The 20,741-nt window shown below is 54.4% G+C and carries 17 protein-coding genes and 1 pseudogene; 5 read left to right on the top strand and 13 right to left on the bottom strand.

Going from position 1 to position 20,741, the window contains the following annotated elements:
* Nucleotides 1–336: 336 nt before the first annotated feature.
* Nucleotides 337–795 (top strand): DUF4124 domain-containing protein, encoded by a 459-nt coding sequence (locus R1T46_RS20680; RefSeq protein ID WP_317306877.1) that lies wholly within the window; start codon nucleotides 337–339, stop codon nucleotides 793–795.
* A 68-nt stretch (nucleotides 796–863) separates the two neighbouring features.
* On the opposite strand, the pseudogene clpB reads toward R1T46_RS20680, so the two are convergent.
* From clpB to rluD, 3 genes and pseudogenes are all read right to left on the bottom strand, one after another.
* Nucleotides 864–3,441 (bottom strand): annotated as a pseudogene (gene clpB / locus R1T46_RS20685) (ATP-dependent chaperone ClpB).
* Between the two features lie 143 nt (nucleotides 3,442–3,584).
* Nucleotides 3,585–4,328, bottom strand: a complete 744-nt coding sequence (gene pgeF / locus R1T46_RS20690; RefSeq protein ID WP_317306878.1) for a peptidoglycan editing factor PgeF — start codon at nucleotides 4,326–4,328, stop codon at nucleotides 3,585–3,587.
* Nucleotides 4,318–5,295 (bottom strand): 23S rRNA pseudouridine(1911/1915/1917) synthase RluD, encoded by a 978-nt coding sequence (gene rluD / locus R1T46_RS20695; RefSeq protein ID WP_317306880.1) that lies wholly within the window; start codon nucleotides 5,293–5,295, stop codon nucleotides 4,318–4,320. Before rluD ends, pgeF begins: the two co-directional genes overlap by 11 nt.
* 136 nt (nucleotides 5,296–5,431) lie before the next feature.
* On the opposite strand from rluD, the gene R1T46_RS20700 reads away from it, so the two are divergent.
* Complete coding sequence (locus R1T46_RS20700; RefSeq protein ID WP_317306881.1) at nucleotides 5,432–6,268, top strand: outer membrane protein assembly factor BamD; 837 nt, start codon at nucleotides 5,432–5,434, stop codon at nucleotides 6,266–6,268.
* A gap of 44 nt (nucleotides 6,269–6,312) precedes the next feature.
* Here R1T46_RS20700 and R1T46_RS20705 read toward each other — a convergent pair whose 3' ends face one another.
* On the bottom strand, nucleotides 6,313–7,965 hold the full coding sequence (locus tag R1T46_RS20705) for an NAD+ synthase (protein ID WP_317306882.1): 1,653 nt from the start codon (nucleotides 7,963–7,965) through the stop codon (nucleotides 6,313–6,315).
* Nucleotides 7,966–8,050: 85 nt separating this feature from the next.
* Here R1T46_RS20705 and R1T46_RS20710 point away from each other — a divergent pair, with 85 nt between their 5' ends.
* The 3 genes from R1T46_RS20710 (at nucleotide 8,051) to R1T46_RS21670 (ending at nucleotide 11,787) form a co-directional block, all read left to right on the top strand.
* Nucleotides 8,051–9,697, top strand: a complete 1,647-nt coding sequence (locus tag R1T46_RS20710) for a sensor histidine kinase (RefSeq protein ID WP_317306884.1) — start codon at nucleotides 8,051–8,053, stop codon at nucleotides 9,695–9,697.
* Between the two features lie 53 nt (nucleotides 9,698–9,750).
* On the top strand, nucleotides 9,751–11,136 hold the full coding sequence (locus R1T46_RS20715; RefSeq protein WP_317306885.1) for a sigma-54 dependent transcriptional regulator: 1,386 nt from the start codon (nucleotides 9,751–9,753) through the stop codon (nucleotides 11,134–11,136).
* Between the two features lie 87 nt (nucleotides 11,137–11,223).
* Entirely contained in the window at nucleotides 11,224–11,787 is a 564-nt protein-coding gene (locus R1T46_RS21670; protein ID WP_410797516.1) for a GspH/FimT family pseudopilin, read from the top strand.
* Between the two features lie 28 nt (nucleotides 11,788–11,815).
* On the opposite strand, the gene R1T46_RS20720 is transcribed toward R1T46_RS21670, so the two are convergent.
* The 9 genes from R1T46_RS20720 to lspA all read right to left on the bottom strand — a co-directional run bounded on the left by R1T46_RS20720 (nucleotide 11,816) and on the right by lspA (nucleotide 20,730).
* On the bottom strand, nucleotides 11,816–12,247 hold the full coding sequence (locus tag R1T46_RS20720) for a type IV pilin protein (protein ID WP_317306887.1): 432 nt from the start codon (nucleotides 12,245–12,247) through the stop codon (nucleotides 11,816–11,818).
* A 65-nt stretch (nucleotides 12,248–12,312) separates the two neighbouring features.
* Complete coding sequence (locus R1T46_RS20725) at nucleotides 12,313–15,942, bottom strand: pilus assembly protein (RefSeq protein ID WP_317306889.1); 3,630 nt, start codon at nucleotides 15,940–15,942, stop codon at nucleotides 12,313–12,315.
* A gap of 42 nt (nucleotides 15,943–15,984) precedes the next feature.
* Nucleotides 15,985–16,458, bottom strand: coding sequence for a PilX N-terminal domain-containing pilus assembly protein (locus tag R1T46_RS20730; protein WP_317306890.1), 474 nt, complete (start codon nucleotides 16,456–16,458; stop codon nucleotides 15,985–15,987).
* 5 nt (nucleotides 16,459–16,463) lie between these two features.
* Nucleotides 16,464–17,573 (bottom strand): PilW family protein, encoded by a 1,110-nt coding sequence (locus R1T46_RS20735; protein WP_317306891.1) that lies wholly within the window; start codon nucleotides 17,571–17,573, stop codon nucleotides 16,464–16,466.
* Between the two features lies 1 nt (nucleotide 17,574).
* Nucleotides 17,575–18,039 carry a type IV pilus modification protein PilV gene (gene pilV, locus R1T46_RS20740; protein ID WP_317306892.1) on the bottom strand — a complete coding sequence of 155 codons (465 nt, stop codon included), beginning with the start codon at nucleotides 18,037–18,039 and terminating at the stop codon, nucleotides 17,575–17,577.
* A gap of 11 nt (nucleotides 18,040–18,050) precedes the next feature.
* A complete protein-coding gene (locus tag R1T46_RS20745) occupies nucleotides 18,051–18,551 on the bottom strand; it encodes a GspH/FimT family pseudopilin (RefSeq protein ID WP_317306893.1) in 501 nt (166 codons plus the stop codon).
* A 195-nt stretch (nucleotides 18,552–18,746) separates the two neighbouring features.
* Nucleotides 18,747–19,700 (bottom strand): 4-hydroxy-3-methylbut-2-enyl diphosphate reductase, encoded by a 954-nt coding sequence (gene ispH, locus R1T46_RS20750; RefSeq protein ID WP_317306894.1) that lies wholly within the window; start codon nucleotides 19,698–19,700, stop codon nucleotides 18,747–18,749.
* A gap of 59 nt (nucleotides 19,701–19,759) precedes the next feature.
* Nucleotides 19,760–20,212, bottom strand: coding sequence for an FKBP-type peptidyl-prolyl cis-trans isomerase (gene fkpB, locus R1T46_RS20755; protein WP_317306895.1), 453 nt, complete (start codon nucleotides 20,210–20,212; stop codon nucleotides 19,760–19,762).
* Nucleotides 20,212–20,730, bottom strand: coding sequence for a signal peptidase II (gene lspA / locus R1T46_RS20760; protein ID WP_317306896.1), 519 nt, complete (start codon nucleotides 20,728–20,730; stop codon nucleotides 20,212–20,214). The genes fkpB and lspA overlap by 1 nt, the downstream gene beginning before the upstream one ends.
* Nucleotides 20,731–20,741: the final 11 nt, after the last annotated feature.

Below are 20,741 nucleotides of genomic sequence, written 5' to 3' on the forward strand. Positions count from 1 at the left end.
GACCAATCAACGGGTTGCACGTAAGCAACAACCAGTCCGCGGCCTGCGCGGGGCATTCAGTGTGGTAATTAACGGGGGATACTCGCTCGGGATTGCCTGCCGTATTGACCCCAGTCTTCAGGCAATCGGTAATTTTGACAGCGCTAAACTCCCTGTCAATAGCGGCAACGCTATTCTCTGCCCACACTCATCGAAGGTCTGCCATACTTTTCGCAACTATTTGAACCAGACCGAAGAAAGTTACCTTTACAAATGGCATGATAAACATAGGCTAACATAGAGACGGTACCGTTACCGGCGGTGCTTCGACGAGGCTAACGCGGAATGAGCAACGGCATGAACAGAAAAACCCTCACCCTGGCAGTACTTCTGGCCGCGACACCAGCAATGGCTTTCGCAGCCTCCGTGTATAAATGGACCGACGAAGACGGGGTTACGCACTTTGGCGATCGACAGCCAACCGGCCAACAGGCAGAGTCCGTCAACATACGTACAGGTAAATCTTCCGGGAACAACCGCATGAGCCCGCAAGAACGGGTAAAAGAGCTCGAACGCCAAGAAGCCAAGGAAAGCGAACGGCGAGAGGAAAGTGCTGTTGAGGAAGCCCGGCGCAAGCAACAGGAAGCCAACTGCGAAACGGCACAAACCAACCTGGCGCTGATCCAGAGAAACAGCCGGATTCGCATCGAAGAGGAAGGAGAGCTGCGATACCTTACTCCGGAAGAAATTGAGCAGAAGAAACAGCGGTTTGAAACAATCGCAGAAGAAAACTGCGGTGAGGCTTCAGAGGCCTAATCCCAACGAAGCTCTCAGGTTCATAACGGAAAAGCGGAGCATCGTGCTCCGCTTTTTAGGTCAGACCATCACGCCTTCTCGAATTCCAGACCGTGATCCTTTACTGAACCGCGAATGGTATCGCCGGGCAGGAAATCTCCCTGAAGCAACCTCTGGGCCAGCGGGTTCTCAATCATCCGCTGAATGGCTCGCTTCAATGGACGGGCACCGTACACGGGGTCGTAGCCAACTTCCGCCAGCAGCTCCATCGCAGCGTCGTCCAGCAGCAACGACATATCCTGCTCTTTCAGGCGCTTGCCCAGTGCATTAATCTGAATCCGGGCAATGCCCTGGATCTGGCTCTCAGCCAGCGGATGGAACACCACCACCTCGTCCACCCTGTTAATGAACTCTGGCCTGAAGTGAGTACCCACTACGTCCATGACATCTTTTTTCATGGCCTCATAGTTTTCCTCACCTGCTTTCTGTTGAATGATGTCCGATCCCAGGTTTGAGGTCATCACGATGACGGTATTGCGAAAATCCACCGTCCTGCCCTGACCGTCCGTAAGGCGCCCATCCTCCAGTACCTGCAACAGGATATTAAATACGTCCGGGTGCGCCTTCTCAACTTCATCCAACAACAACACTGAGTAGGGCCGGCGGCGGACGGCCTCGGTCAGGTAGCCACCCTCTTCATAACCAACGTATCCCGGAGGGGCACCGATCAGCCGAGCGACGGAATGCTTCTCCATGAACTCAGACATGTCGATTCGAACCATAGCCTCCTCGGTATCAAAGAGGAACGACGCCAGGGCTTTGCAGAGCTCGGTCTTACCCACACCGGTCGGCCCCAGAAACAGGAAAGAACCATTAGGACGGTGGGGGTCTGACAGTCCTGCACGGGACCGACGAACCGCGTTGGACACGGCCTCAACGGCTTCGTCCTGACCGATGACACGTCCATGGAGGGCTTCCTCCATTCGCATCAGTTTGTCGCGTTCGCCCTCGAGCATCTTCGAAACAGGAATACCCGTCCACTTGGACACCACTTCGGCGATTTCCTCATCAGTTACGCGGTTACGCAGCAGCTTCATCTCCATCATTTCCGCCTGGCTCGCCATATCCAGTTGGCGCTCCAGCTCCGGAATCTGACCGTATTGCAACTCAGACATGCGGCCGAGATCGCCGGCACGGCGGGCATTTTCCAGATCTATCCGGGCCTGCTCCAGTTGGCTCTTGATCTTCTGGGAGCCATGCAGTGCCGCTTTTTCGGTATTCCAGACCTCTTCCAGGTCCGCGTACTCACGCTCAATACCGGAGATGACATCCGAGAGTTCAGAAAGCCGCTTCTTGGAGGCCGCATCGGTTTCCTTCTTCAACGCCTCCCGCTCTATTTTCAATTGGATCAGACGCCGCTCAAGGCGATCCAGCGCTTCTGGCTTGGAGTCCATCTCCATGCGGATCTGGCTTGCAGCTTCATCCACCAGATCAATGGCCTTGTCGGGCAACTGGCGGTCGGCGATGTAACGATGAGACAACCTGGCCGCTGCGATGATGGCACCGTCTGTGACTTCCACACCGTGATGAACTTCGTAGCGCTCCTTCAGGCCGCGAAGGATCGCTATGGTGTCCTCCTCGGTAGGCTCGGAGACCAAGACCTTCTGGAACCGACGCTCAAGGGCGGCGTCTTTCTCAATATTCTCGCGATACTCGTCAAGTGTGGTGGCGCCCACGCAATGTAACTCCCCGCGCGACAGGGCGGGCTTGAGCATGTTGCCGGCGTCCATGGAACCTTCCGCTTTGCCGGCGCCGACCATGGTGTGAACTTCGTCGATGAACAGGATGATCTGCCCTTCCTGCTTGGCCAACTCATTCAGCACGGACTTGAGGCGTTCTTCAAACTCACCCCGGAACTTGGCGCCCGCTATCAACGAGCCCATATCCAAAGACAGCACACGCTTATTCTTGAGCCCCTCTGGCACCTCACCATTCACAATGCGCTGGGCAAGTCCTTCAACAATCGCGGTCTTGCCCACGCCGGGCTCACCAATCAGCACCGGATTGTTCTTGCGACGGCGCTGTAGCACCTGAATAGTCCGAACGGATTTCATCATCGCGGCCAATCACCGGGTCCAATTTTCCAGCCTCGGCACGTTCGGTCAGATCAATGGTGTATTTGGAGAGCGCCTGGCGATGCTCTTCTGCAGACGCATCATCAACCGACTCACCGCCTCTGACCTCTTCGATGGCACGCTCCAATGCGGATTTGTCGACACCTTGCTCCCGCAGAACCCGCCCAAGGCTGCCCCGATCCTCTAGCGCGGCCAGCAGCAGCAATTCGCTGGAAATGAACTGGTCACCACGTTTCTGCGCCAGCTTGTCGGCAATATTGAAGAGCCGGCCCATATCGTTTGACATAGAGACATCGCCGGCAGAGCCCTGCACCTCCGGCAGGTTTTCAATCTCCCGGGCCACAGCCTGGCGTATCCGGGAAGGCTCGGCACCCGATTGTTTCAACAGCGGCTTGATGGAACTGCCCTCCTGATCCATCAGCGCCTGCATCAGGTGCACGGGTTCTATAAAGTTGTGATCCCTGCCCACCGCCAGCGACTGGGCATCGGCCAGTGCTGTCTGGAGTTTGCTGGTCAGTTTGTCGATTCTCATAATTCGGTCTTCCCAAATCTCTGTCACTTAACCGATGGGAGACTTCCATCGGCGACATTGCGTCTGCTTTGATAGTTAATGTAGGGGCGATTGGTGGGAGTTCAAGCAGACCGGACAGGAAAGTGTCAGAAAATTGACGAATATCATGAAAGGTATATCAGGCTTGCCATTCTCCCGGTTTGCCCGTCTCGACGATAGGAGAAAAACCGCTCACTATCGGTTACCGTGCAGAATTCACCACCGTAGACCTGAAGTACGCCGGCCATCGCCAGCCTCTGCCGGGCAAGCTCATAGATATCCGCGAGATAATGGGTAGGATTTCGAGGGTTGGAAATGAATGCATCACCCGATTGGGAATCGTTCATCAGGAAAGCCTCCCTGACCTCGGGGCCAACCTCAAACTGATCTGGGCCGATGGCCGGCCCCAACCACGCCAGGACAGCAGCGGGGTTGCCAAGATGCTCTATCGTTCGCTCCAGAACACCACCACACAAACCGCGCCAGCCAGCGTGAGCAGCGGCCACCTGGCCACTGGCAGGGTTGCAGAAAAGCACCGGAAGACAGTCCGCTGTCATCACCACACATGCCACCCCGGGCTGGGAGGTCACACTGGCATCAGCCGTAACCGAACCCGACTGCGGCAATTCAACAACGTCAGTACCATGAACCTGATTAAGCCAACCGAACGACTGAGCGCCGGGCTCAGCCCACTGCCCAAGCAGTGACCGATTTTTCACCACATCCTTGGGACGATCTCCCACATGCGTGCCGAGGTTCAGGGAATGCCACGGCGCCTGACTGACCCCGCCCGCCCGCGTCGTGCATGCGGCATGGACCCAGGACGGAGCGGGCCAGTCAGGCACAATCATCGGCAGTTCAGACGTCATGGTTCTCCAGCTCCTTAACGTGCTTGCGAAGTGCAGCCAGAAGACCTTCGATGTCATCGGGCAGCGGCACCTCCCAAGTCAGTATCTCACCGGTTTGCGGGTGTTCCAATGTCAACTGGCGTGCATGGAGCGCCTGCCGCTGGAAACTGGCAAGCACGTCTCTCAATTCGTCTGTTGTGCCTTTCGGCAGACGTAGCCGACCGCCATACTGAGGGTCGCCCACCAATGGATGTTTCACGTGGGCCATATGTACCCGTATCTGATGGGTACGACCGCTTTCCAGCTTGCAGCGGACGTGGGTATGCGCTGCGAAGCGCTCCACCAGGCGATAATGCGTTACCGCAGGCTTCCCGGTAGGCACGACCGCCATTTTCTTGCGTTCACGAGGGTGGCGACCAATCGGTGCGTCCACCGTTGAACCACCGGTGAGGGTGCCAACCACAATGGCTTCGTATTCCCGCCCCATGGTCCGGGTTTGCAACTGATCGACCAGCGATGTGTGGGCAATCAGACTACGCGCCACCACCATGATGCCGGACGTGTCTTTGTCGAGACGGTGCACAATGCCTGCTCTAGGCAGGTTCTCCACTTCCGGGGCATGGTTGAGCAAGGCATTGACCAGGGTGCCGTCAGCGTGGCCCGCCGCCGGGTGGACCACCAAGCCTGCGGGCTTGTTGATGACCAGCAAGTGCTCGTCCTCGTACACAATATCCAGGTCTATCGATTCTGCTTCCCAACTGACCTGCGCTTCCGGTTCCGCGTCCAGATCGAGCCGGTCGCCCAGCATTACCTTGTCCCGGGGTTTACAGGTTTTTCCATTGACCGTCAGCGCGCCGCTCTTGATCCAGCCCTGCAGTCGGGAGCGCGAGTGCTCCGGCATCAGCTCGGCTGCGGCCTGATCCAGGCGGCGGTCGCTGTGCTCCGGTGGAACGGAGAAGCTGGCGATAATACGGTTTTCAGATGACATTGAGCCCCCGGGGCCGGTATGAGTGTTACGTTTGAGTCAGAATTTCTGAATCCACGTCGCGTGCCACTGCACATGTGAACGGATCCCCGTTACAATGGCCGACGTTTCGAATTTTGCCATTATACGGGATTCCGGCATGAGATCAGTTGTCCGATTACTGCTAGTCACCACCGCAGCGCTATTTATCAGTGCCTGCGCATCAAACGATAAGCAGGAAGAAGTACTGCCGGAACAAACCTATTACGAAAATGCCCGCGATGCGATGAACGCGGGCAACTTCAATGAAGCGGAACAGAATCTCGACTACCTGGAAACCTACTACCCGTTTGGCCGCTACGCGGAACAGGCGCAACTGGACCTCATTTATGCCCGCTACCAGAACCTTGACCTGGAAGGTGCCCGCGCCGCTGCAGACCGCTTTCTTCGACTGAACCCGCAGAGCGATCACGCAGACTATGCGCTGTATATGCGCGGCCTGGCGTCCTATAACCTGGATATTGGCCTGGCTGCCCGGTACTTCCCGGTCGACGTTTCGGCAAGGGACCCTGGTGAACAGCGCCAGGCGTTCCGGGACTTTTCCGAGCTGCTGAACCGTTACCCCTCCAGCGAATATGCGCCAGACGCTCGCCAACGCATGATCGCGATCCGCAACCGGCTGGCGGAACTGGAACTTTATGCCGCACGTTATTACATCAGCCGCGAAGCCTACATCGCCGCAAACAACCGGGCCCGCTACATAGTGGAAAACTACTCAACAACGCCGTCCGTAGAAGAGGCGCTGATTATCCTGGCCGAGACCTTCCGCTTCATGGATCTGAAAAAGGGAGCAACGGATGCGGTGGCGATGCTGCGAGAGAACTTCCCGGATAGCACAGCCTTCAACGAGGACGGAGAGTACCAGCCAGACATCCTCAAGCGCGAAGATCGCTCACTGTCTAGCGTGGTCACCTTCGGCCTGATGGGCGACGAATAAGATTTGGCAGGGCTGCCCGAGCAATCAGGCAGCCCGCTGGCAATCTACTTCCCGCTTTTCCAGCCATTGGTGATCGGATACCGCCGATCCTTACCAAAACCCCTTTCGGTAATTCTCACGCCAATCGGCGCCTGCCTGCGCTTATATTCGTTAATATCCACCAGCCGCACCACGCGATCGACATCCGCCCTGTCGAATCCCTGCACCACAATGGCATCGGCACTGAGATCCCGCTCCACGTAGAGATTGAGGATCTGATCAAGAACGTCGTATCCCGGCAGGCTGTCCTCGTCTTTCTGGTCCGGCGCCAGTTCTGCCGACGGCGGACGGGTAATGACCCGCTCCGGAATCACCTGCGAAACACTGTTGCGGTACCAGGCGAGGCGAAAAACCAGGGTTTTGGGAACATCCTTGAGTACATCAAAACCACCTGCCATATCCCCGTATAGGGTTGAGTAGCCCACCGCCATTTCACTTTTGTTGCCGGTTGTCAGAACCAGCGAACCGAACTTGTTGGACAGAGACATCAGCAGGACGCCCCGCAGCCGTGCCTGCAGGTTCTCCTCGGTGGTGTCTGGTTTCGTGCCCTCAAACGGGGCCGCCAGTGTTTCCATAAAGGCATCGTACATAGGCTCAATGGAGAACACGTCGTACTGAACGCCCAGGGCCACAGCCTCGGCTTCAGCGTCCTCGATACTCATACCCGAGGTATAGCGAAACGGCATCATCACTGCGCGTACCCGTTCAGCCCCCAGGGCATCCACCGCAATGGCCAGGGTCACCGCGGAATCAATACCGCCAGAGAGCCCCAGGACAACGGACTTAAAGCCATTCTTGTTGACGTAGTCCCTCACTCCCAGAACCAGGGCCTTGTAGACATTTTCCTCCAATGACGGCTCGGCAACGGCAGGTTGCGAGATCGGCTGGCAGTGATGTTCACAGATGAAGTCCACAGGATAGAGTCCTTCGCTGAACTGTGGCGCCTCGGCAGCAAGTACGCCGGAATGGTCGTAAACCACAGAGCCACCATCAAAGACCAGTTCGTCCTGCCCGCCGATCAGATTGACATAAACGATACTCACCCGATTCTCAAAGGCCTTACGTTCTACCAGAGCCTTTCGGCGCACCTGCTTGTCAATATCGTAGGGTGACGCATTGAGGTTGACGACCAGCCTCGCGCCTGCCGCCGCAGCGTCTTCCACTGGCCCTTCACTCCAAATGTCCTCGCATATGGTGATGCCCACTGGCACCCCTTTGATATCCATGACCAGGGTATCCACACCATTAGCAAAATAGCGCTTCTCGTCGAAAACCTGGTAATTGGGAGGAAAACGCTTGAAGTAACGACCCGTTATGCTCCCTTGCTCAATGGCGACCGCTGCATTGTAAAGTAGCGCGCCCTCCCGTATCGGAGCCCCCACAATGATGGCAGGGCCCAAGTGCGCCTCGCACAGGGTTTCCAGCGCTTCTGCAATACGCACGTCCATGCTGGGCCTTAACAAAAGGTCTTCCGGTGGGTAGCCGGTTAGACACAGCTCCGGGAACACAACCAGATCCGCCTGATGCTCATGCTCCGCACGCCGGGTCGCCTCAATCACCTTTCGGGTATTGCCAGGGATATCGCCCACCAGAAAATCGAGTTGGGCCATCACTACCCGAAGTTTTCCGGGCCCCTGACCATCCTTTTGCACGGACATAACGCAGCTCCTGTAACTCATTGCCATTAAAAGGCTATTATAACCCTGCAAGACATCAGAATTCTCGCGGGATATCCACTGGACGATGGCGCAACCAATCACTCCTGATCAGCAACCCATAACCGATACACCACCCTCAAACCAGCGGGGCCGACTGTTTCGGATATACAACCACTATCGCGTTGTCGTCAGCGTTATACTGGTGGCGTTGCTGTTTGTGGACCCCATAAACTTCGACTCCCGCTTCCGGTCAATGGATTATTACCAGGCCGGGGTGGTCTGCTATCTCGCCATCAATGGCTTCATCGCGTTGATAATGCTGGCGGGCTTTCAGCCCAGAAGCCGCCATATCACTGTATCCATATTGATGGATATCCTGCTCCTGCATGGGCTACTGCTCACCAGTACTGGCATTACCAACGGCCTGGCGAATCTGGTTATCGTTTCCGTGGCTGCAGGTAATATCCTGACCCCCACCAGGATTGGCACCTTCTACGCGGCGTTGGGCGCCATCTGCTCACTAGGCATCTCGGCCTGGTCCGTACTGGTGTTTGATGACTCCGCCGATGATATCGTTCGGGCTGGCTCACTGGGCATTCTTTATTTTGCCGCAGCGTTTATCCTCCAATACATATCGCGGCGCATGCTGCGAAGCGAAGCGCTTGCCAGTTCCCGCGCCCGCAGTATTGCCGAACTGGAGCAGATCAATCGCCAGATAATCCAACGCATGAGAACCGGCATACTCGTGCTCGACCGGTTTGGGCGCATCCGCCTGGCCAATGCTGCTGCGGAAGAATTGTTGTTTGGCACTGGCACCGATGACTCGAAACTACCCAGCCGGGGGCGAAATCTGCCGCGACCGCTGCGAAAGGGACTCGATGCCTGGCTGAAAGACCCAGCCCGCAGAACGGAACCTTTCCAGGCCACACAAACCTCGCCCGTGGTGCAGGCCAATTTCACTCAACTCGATCAGCAACGCGGCGACCAGATCCTGGTATTTATCGATGACATGAGCAGGGTGACGCAACAGGCCCAGCAAATGAAGCTGGCCTCCCTGGGGCGACTGACTGCAGGTATTGCCCATGAAATTCGTAACCCGCTGGGGGCCATCAGCCACGCTTCCCAGTTAATGAACGAATCCCCCAACCTGGATGAGGGGGATCGCAAAATGCTGGACATCATCGAACGGCATTCCCGCCGGGTTAACGGTATTATCGAGAATGTGCTCGACCTGTCGAGACGACGCGCCGCCGACACCGACCTGATTGACGTCGGTCAGTGGTTATCTGCGTTCCGTGACGATTACCTGCAAACCCAGAGCAATGAAGACCAGAAATCCGACGATATTGTACTTCGCACCGAACGGAAACTGCCCCTGGCACGCTTTGATGTCAGCCAGATTGAGCAGGTGATGGTAAACCTCTGCGATAATGGCCTCAGGTATAGTAAGCAGGCAGTGGGCGAACGCCGCATCGAATTGTACGCTGGTGTCACCGCCGATGGTGAGCGCGCCTATGTCGATGTTCGAGATTTCGGCTCGGGCATTGCGCCGGAGCACCGCGTGTCTGTTTTTGAACCGTTTTTCACAACCGACAAGAGTGGGACAGGGCTTGGCCTTTATCTGGCGCGAGAACTGTGCGAGGCTAATCAGGCTCACCTGTCCCTGGTAGAGGACAACCAGCCCGGCTGTTGTTTCCGCATCACATTCGCCCACCATGGACGGATGATCTAACAAATCCGGAAGCCCGGTAGTCTGAATAACGACATGGAACCGATAACAATCCAATGACCACTCATACCGCCCTGATCGTAGACGACGAACCCGATATCCGGGACCTCCTGGAAATTACTCTGACCCGAATGGGAATAACAACCCTGACTGCCCCCGACATCACCTGTGCGAAAAAGCTTCTGGGTGAGCACAAGCCACAACTCTGCCTCACAGATATGAACCTGCCCGACGGCAACGGCATCGAACTCGTGCAATGGATCCAGCACAATACGCCCAGCACCCCGGTGGCTGTCATTACTGCCTACGGCAACATGGATACGGCCATTGAGTCCCTGAAGGCCGGGGCCTTCGATTTTGTGTCCAAGCCGGTTGAGCTCCCGCGGCTTCGGGAGTTGGTCAACAGTGCTCTCAAACTGTCTGAGCCAGATCCAGAAGCGGACGCCGGCTCGGATGAGCCTGGCCTATTACTAGGCCAATCGTCTGAGATCAAGCGCCTGAGAAACCAGGTGCGAAAACTCGCCAGGAGCCAGGCGCCGGTATTCATCAGCGGCGAATCCGGCAGCGGCAAGGAGCTGGTTGCACGCATGATCCACATCCAGGGCCCCCGCCGGGACAAACCTTTTATCGCGGTTAACTGCGGCGCAATACCGTCGGAGTTGATGGAAAGCGAGTTTTTTGGCCACAAGAAAGGAAGTTTTACCGGTGCGGTGGACAACAAGGACGGACTCTTTCGTTCCGCCGATGGCGGCACCCTGTTTCTGGATGAAGTTGCTGACCTGCCGCTTGCAATGCAAGTAAAGTTGCTGCGTGCCATCCAGGAAAAAGCCGTTCGACCAGTAGGTGACACCAAGGAGGTGCCGGTGGACATCCGCGTGCTGAGCGCCACCCACAAAGACTTGCCCAATCTGGTACTGGAAGGTGAGTTTCGCCAGGATCTGTTCTACCGGATCAACGTCATCGAGTTGCCGGTGCCGGCGCTGAGAGACCGTCCGGATGATATTAACCTCCTCTCAAGACACATTCTCGAGCGCATTGCCCGGGAATATGAGTGTGAGCCAGCATCATTGACCCACGAGGCGATCGAGAGACTAAAAGGCTATGATTTCCCGGGCAATGTGCGAGAACTGGAGAACATCCTGGAGCGGGCTTTCACGCTCTGCGATGCAGACCTGATTGGCCCTGAGGACCTCCACCTTGGTAACGGCCCGACATCGTCCGGACTCGCACTCGCCGGCAGCACGGCGCTCTCCGCTGAGCATGACGCACTGGCCGTACCGGAGGGAGAAATTGACCTGGAAAACTACCTGGAAACCATTGAACGGCAAGCTATCGAGAAAGCCCTTGAGGCAACCCGATGGAACAAGACAGCGGCGGCCAAAAGGCTGGGGATCAGTTTCAGGGCGTTGAGGTATCGGTTGAAGAAGCTGGGGATGGAATGAAGTCGCTATCAGAAACTCAACTTAGACGTTAAACTGGCGGCCTGAGCAGGATGCTCCAGGCAACTCATCAATTCAAGGAAGATAATGATGCATTCTTATGCTGAGAGAGGACTAACTCTCATAGAACTGTGTATTGCGCTGACCATTTTATCGATCATAACCTTCACAGCAACCTCCTATTCTCTCAATCTAATAAAGAGCGGGAGGGGGCAGCATGCAATACAAAGCGCATACCAAGCGTTCAAGCTGGCAAGGAGCGAGGCAATCACTAGCGGAACGATTGTCACAGTTTGCCCGCTTGACCTTTCCAACCGATGCGGAAATTCGTGGGACCAGGACCTTTTCGTTTTTCGAGACGCGGATAACAGCCGGTCACTCACAAATGACGAAACGATTATCAGGCGAATACAAGTCCCATCAGTCGGCGCACTCATGCCCGCGCCAAGAAGTCGGCGATATTTTCAGTTCGGCCCGCTCGGAGAAGCCAAGGGCACACTGGGCAATGTGACCTATTGCCCGAAAAACCCTAACGACAAACACCTTATACGCCAGTTGATCATGAACTTTGCGGGGCGCGTAAGGTTTGCCCAAGACACCGATGGGGACAACGTTGTCAACAAGAGCGACGGGACACCTGTCTCTTGTGATTAAACCTCTTACTACTTGGCTAAAAAGAGGATCACCAGCAATCTGCATCGCCTGATTCGCTGGTTCTCACGCCTGCCTCATCAATTCGCAACCAACCGCAGTCGTCATTCGACTGACCTCCAGCTGGCGTCGCCTGCAGGACGAAAGTGGTCCTGCCAACAGCGCCCTGGAATGCGTAGTTATAGAACACAGGCGCTCCTTGTCTCGGTTGAGTGGTAAAAGGCAGAGCAGGCGCATTGCCAGCGCCATCTCTATAGTCATAGCCGTTTGTATATCTGCGTTCCATGAACTGGGATAGTTCAAGCAGATCTCCCTGTGCCGTTGTTCTTCGTGTGGATTCCACATACTGCTGATAGCTCGGCACTGCAATAGCGGCAATGATGCCGATAATGGCTACAACAATCATAAGCTCAATAAGCGTAAAACCACGTACTGATATCGTTAATTGCGCTTTGTTAACCATTTGAAACAGCCACCTTTATGAACAAAACAGAAACCTTTAGCCACACACTAGTGTGGCTATCTAAATTACCGTAGCTCTTCCCAGTTTTGACGCCCGAAATTGTACCCCTCGGCATCCCCACAGGTGGGTCCCTCACAGGGAGGGTTTCCGTCGTCGTCATCGTCATCGTCATCGCCGCCGTCACCATCATTGGGATCATCGGTCGTGGGGTCGATGGGGCCATCGTAATCGTCAGGCAGATTCTCAATGACAGAATCTACAAACAAGTCCGTTTGATTATCGAGGACGACCCGTATTTCTTCCCCCGACACAACGCCCTTGATACCGTTCACGACCGCCGACCCAGAAGCGTCTGCGGTGTCGAACTTGCCGTCGCGATTAAGGTCAAACACAGCGTTATCGGTCTTTCCGCCCGTCGCCAAATCAACATCCATCAGATACCCATCGCGACCGCCACCGCAATCATTATTATCTGGAATCAGAGTACTAAACCGCACTCTTTTCACAGGAAACCCTGATGGAAAGGAAGCACGACTGACAACTCGCTCTCCAGATGAGGTATCGAGATCCAGGTGCCAGCCGTCATCGGAGGCTCCAAGTGCATTATCTGATATGACCCGCACGTCTACCGATTCCGTCGAAATCGATCCGTCTCTATCAACCTGGTAATCGGTCTGGGTTTGGGTGGTTATTTCTTGCTCAAGTAAATCTCCGCGACCAAGATTGCTAGCCGACCCATCATCCAAAATGCCATAAAGACTTTGAATCTGATTGTCACCGCTGTCTGTTACGCGGAAATAGGATCCGGTCCCTACGACCACGACAATATCGCCAGGGCCACCGTTTGGATCAAGAGCCAAAGAAGGGGCAGCAGTAATCGGCTGGCGCGAACCATCGGTCAATTCTGCTGTAAAGAGTTTATCCAAAGCGCCGTTGGAACTCACATTACTGGCGGTCATATCTACTCGCCATAGATTTCCCTGCAGGTCTCCGGCATACGCTGCTTTGGCGATACCGCTACTCTGATTCACAAGAACCGCGGGGGTAGCCATACCATTGGGTGATCCAGAGTCCCCTTCACCAGTCTCGACCCGGGCGATCAGTGAACCGTCTTCAAGATCAACGATAAACATCGCTGACTCATTCGAATCGCTGTTGTAACCATTGCCAAAGACGGCCGCCCATTCCCCGGATGGCAACCGAACGATCTGCGGCGCCTCTACTCCATATCCCAACTCAGAATCAGTAAACTCCCAAAGGACATCATTTGCATCAAAGTTCTCGGGATCACTTACGTCGAGCGCGAACACCGTCTTTCCGCCAGCTCCCATCGTTCCGACTAACAGAGTTTTCCATTGGTCGTTGATATACGCGTCGCCGACAGTAGGTGTTCCGTCTACGAAGTAGCGATGACCATAGCCCGGGTCCATCAGGGCATTGATTTGCGCGAAATCAGAGCCTTCGGCAGGCTCCAACAACTCGCTCGGCATATATGCCAACAACTCTTCACCGTTCAAAGCGTTGAAACCGTGGAGATACCCGTCATTGGCACCAACGTAAATCACATCGGCACGATCCTGATAGTCCGAACTTGAACGGTATGTCGCATAAGAGCTACCTTCCGCACCTGGAAGGCGACGATGACCGAAGTTGGTCTTACCAGCAAATTGGGGGTCAGAACCGATAATGTCACCCAGTAGACGTAGCCTATCTGTGCCTTCGTCTGAAGGAGAATACATCCGATCCCTAAATCCGGCGTTGGCAGAGTTATCCCCACGAAGCCAATCAATACGATCCTGACCAAGACCGTCAACGGTCCCATCAAGACCAGTATTTAGTGCCGCCAACTGTGCAGCTGACAGACTGGCAAGATTACTCAGAGCTACTCCCGAACCACCAGAGGAAGTGAATATATTGCGGGCGGAGGCCCCTTTGCTTGCAAGTCCGAACTCAGCATCCCAAATCAGCCTTCCTCGAGCTCCTCCTGATAGAATCTCCGCTGCTTGCAATGCCCCGCTCCAATCTGTACTGCGGAAACCGGCAGAGAAGCTCAGGGCGTCCTCACGTAACACGGCGGAGCTTGCTGCTGCCGACGTTGAGGATTCCTCCACTCGCGACACAATATCAAAAAGAACGTCGGCAAGCTGGGTTGCAAAGGTATCGGGATCTGCCGCATTAAAGAAGCCGCCACGGCCATTCACAGCGGCATGCAGCAAGTCATCGACCTTCGCCGCATTATTGTTAGGGTTAGGCCAATCGATTTGATCGCCAGTGCTGATCGCATTGAATGCAGATGTGGGGTCTATGCTCCCAGTCACACCCAAGCCGACCCCAAAAGTCACCATGTGCTGCCAGAATGCCGGATCGATATTTCCGTCTTTTTGACTCACCGGCACGTCGTTTGGCAGATCCTCCCGGAGGTCTCGTGCCCAAAACCGCATAGCAACATCGGCCAAGGTATTGCTGTAATCATCTTCAAATGGGGAGACGGGTTTGTATTGGTAGTCGCCAATACTATCACCGTCAGATCCATCAACGTTCCCCAAATCTGGCGAAAATGAGCCGCTCCGATAACCATCTGTCATCAAAATCGTAAAGGACTGCCGGCACTCAAGATGGTCTGCATTATTGCTACCACCTGGCTCTGCCGCCCAAGGACCGGCATCGTCAGAACGCTCATAGTATCTGCCTGCTCGGTAAAGCGCGTTACGGAGCGGAGTACCTGCGTTCGGAACGCCGTCAGTGTAAAGGCGCGTAAAAAAACTCTCGCGGTCGGAGCCCTTGAAAAGACGGACGCCGTTGACTATCACCGAGGTGTTTACACCGTCAACGCTTCCAGAGTTTTTATTCAGACGGCCATAACCAACACGCATCCCCTCTTTCTGTTGGGAAAAGGCGTTACCGATACCAGAGCGCGCAGACAAGGTTCTTGATCTGTAGTAAGAGAACCAATTTGAAAAATTCTGGATTTCCTCTTCAACACTGCGAGTAGTATTTCCGAATTGAAAGCTCGAAATCTCTAACTCACCTCCGCCTTGAAGGTCGGTTTTATATGCCCGACCATCACGCACCTGATACTTGACATAACTATCCTTTTCAAACTCATCTTCCCCGTCTTTTTTGACATAGAAAGTAATTGGCCAGTAATCTCGCTCCTGGTTTGAGTCGTAATAACCGTTGTTGTTGCGCCTAACCCAACGGCTCCACTCCTGACTGGCAGTAAGATTCACCGTCCCCGACGCCACTCTTCCTGGGAAACGCAAGGCCCTCTCGGGATCAGCATCATCCCATTGAGATCTATCGCCCAAGAACCAAGGCTCGTAGGTCTTCTCTGGGTCATAAAAAAATGGATTACCGTCGTACGATCTAAATAGTCGATTCCGAGGATTGTCATCATCAAAATCAAAAATTCGCAAACTATAGATTCCGCTGCCGTACATATTGGACACTGGCGGGAACAAATAATCTGTATCCGAGCTGTAGGAACTTTCAGGCAATTCAAACTGCATCGAACCTGAATCATCAATAATGAACATGATGTTCGGAGCTACCGATCCACCCAGAAACGGAGGCACGTCCGCTATTTCAACCGGCGCAGCCAATGCAGAATGAACCGTCATTAAACTGAAAAGGCAACTAGCTAACGCAACATTGAAGCAATTCGGAATAAAGTTTCTAACAGTTTTATTTTTCATCACATCCCTCTCCTTCATAAACTTGAAGGTTGCTCTTTTCAGTTAAAGTGGTTGGGGCATAAACATGGATTGCAGAATTACAATAGAAGTGTCGGTACCGCCTTGTCCTCTCGACGTTACTGCAAATCGGTCAAAGCAAGCAGCACCGGCTTGCAGGCCTGGACAAAAAACAGCCACCCAGCCTGTATGATATGCAGGATCAGCCGATAGCTGATCGTCATTAGCCGCAACTGTAACCGCATCTGTGGCACCATCCCAGCTTTCGGGGTCGTCAAGCCGATCATTCGTAAGGGCAGAGCCGGCGGACGCAGCCAACCAGTTCTCCCCAACTCTCAGAGCACGCTCGCTTGCCTGGAAGGCGATATTCCTGTCGTGTAGATTCAACGCCATTCGCTCTTGCAAAATTGTGCCCTGCATACTGCCCACACCAATCAGCGAAATAAGCAGCAACATAATGAGCGACACAATGAGCGCACTGCCTGACTGTAAACATCTAGAATAACTGTTAGCTCTCATTGCCATTACTCCAAACGATTTCTTATTCCGATGGTGGATGCTGCAACCAGGCGCGCTCGACGGTCATTTTCTGAAGTAACCTCAGTGCCCAACAGGTTAAAAGTCCGGGTTACATTCTCACTATTCGCGCCATCATTGCTTCGCGCGATAAATGCAACACGCACGCTGACGACATTTTGCCAATTGCCCACGTTGTCAGCCGTTACATATGTATCCGCCCGTTTCACGGCTCCCGTAGACACGCCATACAAAACCTGCATGGACTCAACACCTTCGACCAACTCCTGAGGGCCTTCAGGTGCCGTATCCAGTCGCTGCCGGAACAACGATGGAGCACCGGAAGCTCCAATGCCTATGTAGTAAGCAACCGTGCTATGTGCTGCAACCTTTGCTCCTGCTGTGTAGGACAAAGCAAACGTTGAGGGGCTGTTTCCCGGATTAAAGCCGGCTCCAGCTATTGTGACTGAATTAGCGGTGGGAGCATTCGCCTTTTGGAACAATTCACCCGCAGAACAATCGTCAGTGACTGCGAGAATTATCCGTCCTTGAGGAATGCCTGACGCATCATCTATGTCGATTCTCCCATTTGAGCTGCCAGTCACTTCGACGGGAAGCGTCGAGATACTGTTCAGTATGAGAACATCAGTGCCACTAACAACTTCTCCTGTTAGCTCTGCTGGGAATACGCCTGTGCCCGCCCCTTCTGACCACTCGGCGGCATCGGCAGCCAAATCATCCCTGGCATCATGCTCATCATCGATCCCGGTTCCCGCAGCTTCCCAACCAAGGATACCGTCGCCGATCGGAACCACACGAGTTCCCTGGAGCTTAACGGTGACGTCACTGGTGTCCTGCAGGCACGCAAGCCCGCCCGCTCCGCGAACGTCGCGCTGAATCATTGAGGTAGCAAATCTGATATTTTCCTGAGCGTGAGCGACTGCATCGGTCAATCGATACGTCTGACTCGTGCCAAGATACACTTGAGTGGCACCCAGAGTAAGAATGACCCCCAGGAGCAATGCGATCATCAACTCTACGAGAGAGAGGCCAGCCATTTTTCTTTGATTGCCGGGAAAACGTGTACCCGAGCCTGATAAGGGAAGGCGATATGTCATGTTAAATTACCGTCCTGAGGTTCACCGCAGCACCATCAGGATCCTGCTTGACCCAATCCACTGTTACGGTGACTTCTCCTGTCGCGTTGTTGACCGCTACCGTTGCAGAACCTTCCGGAAGCAAACAAACAACAAGATTGGACCACTCCGCAATGTCGTTAGCACTGACTGAAGCAGCTGCATTGGGGGCAAAATCCGTCGCACATGCGGTATCATCCGGGTCAACCTCGAGCCCATCATAGTCTGCACGATTAACCCTGTTTGAGCGGATTCTGTCCATAATATCCGCCGTCAGCAAAACCGCCTGAGTTCGCTGTTCCGCCCCATTGGTCATTTGACTGGATTGGACCTGCATGGCGGCCATGCCAAGCAAGCCGACACCAAGTATGAGTACCGCAACCAAAACCTCAATCAGGGCGATGCCGGCGTGGACCCCAGGCTGCGCATAGCAGTAGTCTCTTTTCATTCTTCAAACCCTCAATTACATGCCTGCAAGTCCACAGACGCTCGCCCCGCCACCGACACGGATACGACCCGCATACGATTTTCACCGGCGATACACGTGGGAGGCTCAAGTTCAATTTGCGCGTTTGCTCCCGGCGCAACCTGATACCCTCTCGCATCGAACGTTATACCGGCGACACCAGCCTGGTTCACAGTGACCCCTTCCAGCGCCGGGAACTCACGTAACATTAGGGAATTATCTCGTGCATTCTGACAACCGCTCAGGTCGCCGGAAATAACACACCAGCCATCAACAAAGCCACCCGGTTCGTTTTGAACGGACACAGCAATACCGCGCTTTACCGCTTCACTTCGTGCAAAATTAACGGCACCCAACAGCGTATTGGATTGCGTGGTCACACGACTATTCTCAATCATGTTCACAAATGAGGGCACTGCAAACGCGAGGATGATCGCGAGAATAGTAATCGTTAATAATAACTCTATAAGAGTAAAACCTTTGGAACTCTGCATAGCGGGCCTCTACATCAGACAACATCACAATATCGATCACGAGAACGCCACACTACTTCGAAACGACGAGTGGCATAAAATCTGTAGACAAGTGGTTATATTCGGGGCGTGATCGTGACCAAGTTCACAAATCGAAGTCACGGTTCTACTGAGGCAATCTTCCGGTCGGGTAATACATATCCAATTCAAACGAGCTTAGGACACCTCCACTGCATCAATTCGCAGCTCCCTGGGCATTGAAAACACAATGCTTTCCTCTCGCCCGGCAATTTCTTGCGGCAGCTCCCCTCCCAGTTCACGGAGCCGCGCAATCACATCATTCACCAACACCTCCGGCGCTGATGCACCGGCCGTTACGCCAATTGAGGTTTTTCCCTCCAACCACTGCGGCTCAATCTGTGAAGCCTCGTCAATCAGATAGGCAGGCGTTCCCATACGCTCAGCGAGCTCCCGCAAGCGATTGGAGTTGGAACTGTTCGGAGAACCGACGACCAGCATCAGATCGCAGTCACCGGCCAGCTGTTTTACGGCATCCTGGCGGTTCTGGGTGGCATAGCATATGTCATTCTTGCGAGGCCCCTGGATTTCGGGGAACTTGGCACGCAAGGCGTCAATAACGCGAGCTGTATCGTCCATGGACAGCGTGGTTTGAGTAACATAGGACAGCTTGGAGGGATCTTTTACCGACAACTCAGTAACGTCTTTCTCGTCTTCAACCAGATAGATATCACCGCCATTACCATGGTCGTACTGTCCCATGGTCCCCTCCACTTCCGGGTGGCCATGATGGCCGATGAGGATGCATTCGCGCCCATCGCGACTGTACTTCATCACTTCGAGGTGAACCTTGGTCACCAGCGGACAGGTTGCGTCGAACACTTTCAACCCCCGGCGCGCGGCTTCATTCTGTACCGCCTGGGACACACCGTGGGCACTGAAAATTACTAACTTGTCGTCCGGCACCTCTTCCAACTCGTCCACAAAGATCGCGCCGCGGTTGCGCAGGTTGTCCACCACAAACTTGTTATGCACCACTTCATGGCGCACGTAGATGGGCGCACCAAAGACATCCAGGGCACGGTTCACTATTTCGATAGCGCGGTCGACACCGGCACAGAAGCCACGAGGATTAGCGAGTCGGATTTGCATAGAATTGCCCTGAGATATCAAACAAGTTTGCGGAAGCCTTTGGGAAGACCGAAATGCGGTTAATGGGCCCGGCCAACAGGCTCCACATCAATAACTTCCACTTCGAATGTCAGTGTACGCCCCGCCAGAGGGTGATTAAAGTCTACCTCAACCTGATCCCCTTCCACACGGCTAATGACGCCCGGCAACTCACTCTGACGCGCATCCGCGAATGAGATCATAACCCCCTTTTCAAGCACCATGTCCGCGCTGAACTCACTCCGCTTGAACGTTTGCACGTTACTCGGATTATGCTGCCCAAAGGCCTTTTCAGGAGGTACTTCGAAGCTATTGCTGTCGCCCGCCATCATACCCATCAGGTAGGCCTCAAAATTTTCCGGCAGGTTCTCGTCACCAATTTCCAGCGTTGCCGGCTCTTTCTCGAAAGTGGAATCAATAATCTCACCGTCACTGAACTTCAACGCAAAATGAAGCGTAACGCGTGTGCCCTGATCTACGGGAAGTTCTTTCATCAGCGATTGTCGCTCCTGTTGTCCGCATCCGGTTCCCGGGGCTTGCGGAAAATATCCAGAATCATCATGGCAGCACCAATGGTGATGGCCGTATCGGCGATGTTAAAGGCAGGGAAATGGTAGTCGTTCCAGTAAAAATGCAGGAAGTCGACCACGTAGCCATGAACAACGCGGTCGTAAACGTTACCCAGCGCCCCACCGAGAATTAATACGATGGCAATCGCCGACCAGGTTTCATGGCGCCGCAGGGATTTCAGCCATACAACCAGTACTACGCTGACCACCAGTGCCAGGGAGACAAAAAACCAGCGTTGCCAACCTGCGGCGCCGGCCAGAAAGCTAAACGCCGCGCCGGTGTTGTGCAGCAACGTCAGATTGAACAGTGGCATTACCGGTACCGGATTGCCGTACGTCAGCATGGCCGTAGCTACGGCCTTGCTGCCAAGGTCCAGCACGATAACGAGCACCGCCAGCCAGAGCCAGCGGAGCTTGGAGCCGGTTTCTTCCGTATTGTTCATTACGCTTTCCA

The sequence above is a fragment of the Marinobacter salarius genome, from assembly GCF_032922745.1.
In the GTDB taxonomy this organism is placed as follows: Bacteria; Pseudomonadota; Gammaproteobacteria; order Pseudomonadales; family Oleiphilaceae; genus Marinobacter.

What these genes read in the sequence shown, in the direction of transcription:
- R1T46_RS20705 (WP_317306882.1), bottom strand. Translation starts at nt 7,965, where the DNA reads ATGTCCGTGCAAAAGGATGGTCAGGGGCCCGGAAAACTTCGGGTAGTG.
- rluD (WP_317306880.1), bottom strand. Translation starts at nt 5,295, where the DNA reads ATGTCATCTGAAAACCGTATTATCGCCAGCTTCTCCGTTCCACCGGAG.
- lspA (WP_317306896.1), bottom strand. Translation starts at nt 20,730, where the DNA reads ATGAACAATACGGAAGAAACCGGCTCCAAGCTCCGCTGGCTCTGGCTG.
- ispH (WP_317306894.1), bottom strand. Translation starts at nt 19,700, where the DNA reads ATGCAAATCCGACTCGCTAATCCTCGTGGCTTCTGTGCCGGTGTCGAC.
- R1T46_RS20730 (WP_317306890.1), bottom strand. Translation starts at nt 16,458, where the DNA reads ATGAGAGCTAACAGTTATTCTAGATGTTTACAGTCAGGCAGTGCGCTC.
- R1T46_RS20710 (WP_317306884.1), top strand. Translation starts at nt 8,051, where the DNA reads ATGGCGCAACCAATCACTCCTGATCAGCAACCCATAACCGATACACCA.
- R1T46_RS20735 (WP_317306891.1), bottom strand. Translation starts at nt 17,573, where the DNA reads ATGACATATCGCCTTCCCTTATCAGGCTCGGGTACACGTTTTCCCGGC.
- R1T46_RS20745 (WP_317306893.1), bottom strand. Translation starts at nt 18,551, where the DNA reads ATGCAGAGTTCCAAAGGTTTTACTCTTATAGAGTTATTATTAACGATT.
- R1T46_RS20700 (WP_317306881.1), top strand. Translation starts at nt 5,432, where the DNA reads ATGAGATCAGTTGTCCGATTACTGCTAGTCACCACCGCAGCGCTATTT.
- R1T46_RS20725 (WP_317306889.1), bottom strand. Translation starts at nt 15,942, where the DNA reads ATGAAAAATAAAACTGTTAGAAACTTTATTCCGAATTGCTTCAATGTT.
- R1T46_RS20715 (WP_317306885.1), top strand. Translation starts at nt 9,751, where the DNA reads ATGACCACTCATACCGCCCTGATCGTAGACGACGAACCCGATATCCGG.
- pilV (WP_317306892.1), bottom strand. Translation starts at nt 18,039, where the DNA reads ATGAAAAGAGACTACTGCTATGCGCAGCCTGGGGTCCACGCCGGCATC.
- pgeF (WP_317306878.1), bottom strand. Translation starts at nt 4,328, where the DNA reads ATGACGTCTGAACTGCCGATGATTGTGCCTGACTGGCCCGCTCCGTCC.
- fkpB (WP_317306895.1), bottom strand. Translation starts at nt 20,212, where the DNA reads ATGAAAGAACTTCCCGTAGATCAGGGCACACGCGTTACGCTTCATTTT.
- R1T46_RS20720 (WP_317306887.1), bottom strand. Translation starts at nt 12,247, where the DNA reads ATGGTTAACAAAGCGCAATTAACGATATCAGTACGTGGTTTTACGCTT.
- R1T46_RS21670 (WP_410797516.1), top strand. Translation starts at nt 11,224, where the DNA reads ATGCATTCTTATGCTGAGAGAGGACTAACTCTCATAGAACTGTGTATT.
- R1T46_RS20680 (WP_317306877.1), top strand. Translation starts at nt 337, where the DNA reads ATGAACAGAAAAACCCTCACCCTGGCAGTACTTCTGGCCGCGACACCA.